Below are 5,385 nucleotides of genomic sequence, written 5' to 3'. Positions count from 1 at the left end.
CGCGGCTGCTGCTCGGCGACTGGACGGGGCACTCGCTGAGGCACCGGTTCGCGTCTGCGGCGTACGCGGTCGACCGCGATCTACGGGCTGTGCAGGAGCTGCTCGGCCACTCGAAGCCTGAGACGACCGCCCGGTATGTCGCGACTCCGGACGGGGCTCTGCGTGCCGCTGTCGCGGGGGTGACCGCGGCGTGAGACGGACAAGTAAACGGCAGGTTACTGGTTCGAGTCCAGTCGCGGGAGCAAGCACACAAGGCCGGTTCCATTCCTGGAACCGGCCTTTCCCGTACCTCAGGCAACGCTGAGAGCTCAGCTCACCGCTCTCAGTTGCGGTTCCCCTTGCGCTTGTCGATCGCCCGCTGAATACGCTGCTGCGGCTGCCCGGTCAGCTTCGCGATCAACGGCACTCGGAACCTGTACGCCGCCACTGCGGCAACGAGCACCAACACGATGATCCAGAACATCGAACACGTCTCCTTAACTAGCCCCGGCCTCCATCATCCCTCGTCCCCGGTCACCACCCGCTCCGTCACACCCCTGACCCACCCCTGGTTTCTGAAGACGAACCCCACCCACCGTCGTACTATCCCGGGACAGGAACCCGATAACATCACCCGACGGCGTCCCACACGGCGCACGGGGGCGGTAGCTCAGCTGGTTAGAGCGGGGGACTCATAATCCCTGGGTCGCGGGTTCGAGTCCCGCCCGCCCCACACCAAGATGTCGCAGGTCAGGGCAATGTTCTGGTCCTGCCTGCGGCGTCGACTCAGCGGCCCATGGAGCCACGTGTGGAGCCAGCGGTGCAAAATCGGTCTAACCTTGTCTCCATGGCAGCGCAGTTGAAGCGACAGAAACGGGCCCGTGGTGAGATCGAGCCGCTCCCTTCTGGCTCGCTGCGGGTGCGGGTGTACGCCGGCATCGACCCCGTGTCGAAGAAGAAGCTGTACCTGACGGACACCATTCCTGCAGGCCCACGCCAGGAGAAGTTGGCGGAGCAGGCTCGTACCAAATTCCTCAATGAGGTTGACGAGAAGCGCAACCCGAAGACCCGCGCGACCGTCGACCAGTTGATCGCCAAGTACTTCGACGTTCTCGACGTCGACACCCAGACCCTGCGCGGCTACAAGTCGAAGTACGAGAACCACATCAAGCCACTGCTTGGATCCCAGCACCTGACCCGGCTCGATATCGAGACCTTGGACTCCTTCTACGCCCAGCTGCGCACCTGCCGCGCTCATTGCCGCGGACGCAAGTACATCGAGCATCGAACCGACAGACCGCACCAGTGCGACGAGCACGAGGGCGATCGGTGCCTACGCAACAATCCCCAAGGCTGCGGCCGCTGCCGGCGAATGTGCAAACCCCACCACTGCAGGGGATTGAGTGCGTCCACAATCCGGCAAATCCACTGGATCCTCAGCGGGGCGCTCGACCGCGCCGTTGTGTGGAAATGGATCTCGGTCAACCCGGCAGAACAAGCCGACAAGCCGGGTCTGCCCATACCGGATCCCCGGCCGCCCACGCCCGACGAGATTGCGAGACTGATCCTCGCGGCATGGGACGAAGATCCGGACTGGGGATCGTTCCTGTGGTTGAAAGCCACAACAGGTGAACGACGCGGAGAGATGTGTGCGCTGCGCTGGAACGACCGTGAGCGACACCATCATGGTGAACCGTCCGTTCTCAGAGTCCGGCGAGCGCTCTACTACGACGAAGATGGGAAGCTGGCAGAGAAGGACACCAAGACGCACCAACAGCGCGGCTTGGTCCTCGATCCCGAAACGGACACGGTTCTCGACGAGCTTGAAGCCCGCGCTCGCCAGCGTGTCGACGCCGTCGGCGTGGAGTTCGACTCCGCCGGCTACATGTTCTCCCCGGTGCCGGATGGAAGCCGCCCTCAGGACCTCAACTTTGTGTCGAAGCGCTTCGCGCGCCTCGCGAAGCGACTGGGGATCGCCACCTCGATCAAGAACATGCGTCACTACAACGCGACTGAACTGATCTACGCAAACCACAGATTGGGTATGGTCGCCGCCCGCCTGGGGCACGGCGGCGGCGGGACTACAACGCTCAAGGTCTACACAGCGAGAGCGTCAGAAGCGGACCAACGAGCCGCCGGGCCGATCACAGGTCGGATGCCTCCTCGACCAACGACGAGCGGAGCCGATGAGCCATCTAAGCGCCCGACGCTTCCCAGTACGACTGACGACGCCCTCCAGCCGTACCAGCGGATCGCGGCAGACCTTCGAGGAGCCGTCGACAGCGGAATCCTGAGGCCAGGCGATCCTCTACCCAGTGAGCAGGCTCTCGCCGAGCGGTACGGGGTCGCGCCGAGCACCGCCCACCGTGCCGTCGCGCTCTTGGTCTCAGCCGGGGTGGTCAAGGCCTCCCGCGGTGTTCGAGCGACAGTGGTCGGAGCCCAGGCCGCGAGCGACAATCAACCGCTGGCTACTGTCACCAAGCTCAGACCTTAGCGTTAGCGGCTGGGCCCAGGGGACGCGTTCCGCCGCAAGTGCGGATCCGAGCGATCGATGCGCGGGGCGGGATTCGAACCTGCGACCAACGGACTAGAAGGGGGACGGACTGAGTCAGCACGCCTGAACTCGACCATCGTTGGCCGACTCCAGTGCGCTCGGCGACCACTCTGGCATGGTCCTTTCACCTGGAGTTCAGTCCCCAAATCAGTCCCCGACGACCCCGGGTCGGGACTGGTAGCCCGAGGGCTACGCCCTGTGGCTAGCTCGACCCCGTCGGTAGTTGCACTCGTTCCGACGGCCGGGCAGCTGGCCCCCGTACTTGCTGTTCGGGACGTCGACCTTGTCGGTGAGGGCGAATTTCGTATTACACTATCCGATGTGCTTCGGGTCCATCAGTCCGCGTTGAAGCATGGATGCTCAATCGAGGACATATCACACGCCTACGACCTGGCGTTGTACGACGCCATGATCGACGAGGACAACGACCCGCCCAAGCGGCTGATCATCGGTCCCGACGGCGCCGGCAACCTCCTTGAACTGATTGGCGGCGACATTGCTGATGACGTCCTGCTGATCTGGCACGCCAAGAAGTGCCAGGCGGCCTATTTCAAGTTGCTCCCGATGGGAGGCGAAGTATGAGCGACGAAGCCCACGTGTACCGGACCAAGACAGGCCGAATCCTGACTGACGCCGATGTCCAGGCCCTTGCGGACGAGGCCGAGCGCGGCTACGACACCGAGGAGCTGAGTAAGCGACCAGGCCGTCCTCGGTTGGGTTCTGCTCCTGCGGTAGTCGTTCCTGTGCGTCTGCATGCAGAGTTGCACGCTGCCGTACAGGCGCAGGCTCGGGTGGAAAGCACATCCCTCAGCGAGCTTGTCCGGGATGCGTTACGCATCTACCTCGAGACCGAGCCGCGGACTGATGCTGATCTGCGTACAGTGTCTGGCCGATCGATGACTGACACAGAGATCGCAAACCTCGCGGCGGAAGCCGCGGCTGGCTACGACGCGAGCGCGCTGCGGCGCCAACGTACCCGCACTCGCGCCGAGGTCGTCCCGGTCAGAATGCCCCCTGAGCTCAAGGCTGCCATCGAACGCCGTGCGGAGGTTGAATCCACTTCCGTCAGCGAGATCGTGCGCGAAGCCCTGCGCGCGCGACTCAGGGGTGACAACACCGATCCGCCGGGAGGAGGCCGGCCGATTCCAGGTTCTCGCCAGGGACCGACGGAAGCGGACACCTGCCGTGACTACGTCGTGCCGAGGCTGAAGGCGGCTGGCTGGGACGACGCTCAAATCCTCGAGCAGTACCGAATCACCGACGGCCGGATTGTCAGCGTAGGAAAGAAACACCGACGAGCGAATCCGTTGCGAGCCGACTACGTCCTCGAATACCGACCCGGGCTGCCCATTGCCGTTGTTGAGGCCAAGCGGTGGTACTCAATCCCGGGCAAGGGCCTGCAGCAGGCTAAGAACTACGCAGCCCGCCTCGACGTTCCCTTCGCTTACTCGACCAACGGCAAGGGAATCGTCGAGGACGATAGCCACACCGGCCACGAACGCGACGACCTCGTCGGTTTCCCTTCCCCGGATATGCTCTGGGCTCGATACCGTGAGTGGTGCGGCATCGACGACGGAATCGTTGCCGAGGGCACGCTGTTCCCGTTCAACAGATCTCTACACAACCCTGACGGCTCGGTTAAGGAACCTCGCTACTATCAGCGCACGGCAATTAACCGCTCAGTCAGAGCGATCTTGAACGGCGACAAGCGGCTGTTGCTGACGATGGCGACAGGCACAGGCAAGACCTTCGTGGCCATGCAGATTGTCTGGAAGTTGTGGAACGTCGCATGGCGCCCGGGGCGTAACCCGCGGATCCTCTACCTGGCGGACCGCAATGTGCTCATTGACCAGCCGATCGAGCGTGAGTTCAAGCCGGCGTTTGGCGTCGACGCGGGCTCGCCGATCTGGAAGCTACGCGGCGAGGCTAAGCTTGGCCGTGAGATTTACTTCGGCCTTTACCAGCAACTCGCAGACAGCGGCGACGGCCTTGATGGCATGTTCCGGGAGTATTCTCCGGATTTCTTCGATCTCATCATAGTCGACGAGTGCCATCGAGGAAGCGCACGTACCGAGTCATCATGGCGAGCCATCCTCGAGTACTTCGCACCCGCGGCACAGTTGGGTATGACGGCGACGCCCAAGCGTGACGAGACGGTCGACACATATGACTATTTCGGTGGCTCGGTATTTGAGTATTCGCTTGCTACCGGCATTGAGGACGGATTCCTCGCTCCGTACCGGGTCCGTCGTGTCGTGCTCAACCCCGACGCCTACGGCTGGGTCCCAGACAAGGGGCAGCTAGACCTCTATGGTAAAGAGATCCCCGTAGGTCTTTATACGACAAACGACTTTGAGCGCGTCGTCTCGCTTCTGTCGCGCACCGAGGCTGCAGCAAAGCACCTAACTGAGTATCTGGGTCGCACCGACCGGTGGGCAAAGACGATCATCTTCTGCGTCAACCAGGAGCACGCCGACCAGATGAGACGTGCGCTGCACAACGCCAACGCCGATTTGGCGAGGGAACATCCGAACTACGTTGTGCGCATCGTTAGTGAAGAAGGCGATATCGGCCGGCGTCACCTTAGTGATTTCGCGGACACGGAGAAGCCGCTGCCTGTGATCGCAACTACGTCAGAGATGCTGTCGACCGGAGTCGATCTTCCCACTGTTCGCAACATCGTCCTGTTCCGCCCCGTGGGCTCGATGGCGCTGTTCAAGCAAATGATCGGTCGGGGCACTCGCCTCTTCCCTGACGAGGACAAACTCTCCTTCGACATCATCGACTACTCCGGCGCCACGGCGCTCTTCAGCGATCCGGAATTCGACGGGCCGCCTGAGCAGGTCGTGCAA

5 protein-coding genes and 1 tRNA gene are annotated in these 5,385 nt (G+C 62.7%); 5 read left to right on the top strand and 1 reads right to left on the bottom strand.

All coding sequences use genetic code 11. The features are described 5' to 3' along the window. Positions 1 to 194 (top strand): tyrosine-type recombinase/integrase (locus tag VFG33_RS37700; protein ID WP_325057820.1); only part of this gene is annotated, 194 nt, incomplete at its 5' end. Between the two features lie 128 nt (positions 195 to 322). Here the strand turns inward: VFG33_RS37700 and VFG33_RS37695 are convergent. Next, positions 323 to 463, bottom strand: coding sequence for a hypothetical protein (locus VFG33_RS37695; RefSeq protein WP_325057819.1), 141 nt, complete (start codon positions 461 to 463; stop codon positions 323 to 325). Between the two features lie 175 nt (positions 464 to 638). Between VFG33_RS37695 and VFG33_RS37690 the strand changes: the two genes are divergently transcribed. From VFG33_RS37690 to hsdR, 4 genes are all read left to right on the top strand, one after another. Continuing rightward, a tRNA-Ile gene (locus VFG33_RS37690) sits at positions 639 to 712 on the top strand. Positions 713 to 826: 114 nt separating this feature from the next. Beyond that, entirely contained in the window at positions 827 to 2,473 is a 1,647-nt protein-coding gene (locus tag VFG33_RS37685; RefSeq protein WP_325057818.1) for a GntR family transcriptional regulator, read from the top strand. Between the two features lie 381 nt (positions 2,474 to 2,854). Then, complete coding sequence (locus VFG33_RS37680; RefSeq protein WP_325057817.1) at positions 2,855 to 3,115, top strand: hypothetical protein; 261 nt, start codon at positions 2,855 to 2,857, stop codon at positions 3,113 to 3,115. Continuing rightward, positions 3,112 to 5,385: EcoAI/FtnUII family type I restriction enzme subunit R (gene hsdR / locus VFG33_RS37675; protein ID WP_325057816.1), on the top strand; the 2,274-nt coding region annotated here is incomplete at its 3' end. The genes VFG33_RS37680 and hsdR, both read left to right, overlap by 4 nt.

The organism is Kribbella sp. (assembly GCF_035687465.1).
Classification (GTDB): Bacteria; Actinomycetota; Actinomycetes; order Propionibacteriales; family Kribbellaceae; genus Kribbella.
The sequence above is the reverse complement of the archived record's forward strand: the minus strand, read 5'-3'. Positions and strand labels throughout refer to the sequence as shown.

Bases quoted from the DNA above. Each gene is read 5' to 3' on its own strand.
- VFG33_RS37695 (WP_325057819.1), bottom strand. From the start codon at position 463: ATGTTCTGGATCATCGTGTTGGTGCTCGTTGCCGCAGTGGCGGCGTAC.
- VFG33_RS37685 (WP_325057818.1), top strand. From the start codon at position 827: ATGGCAGCGCAGTTGAAGCGACAGAAACGGGCCCGTGGTGAGATCGAG.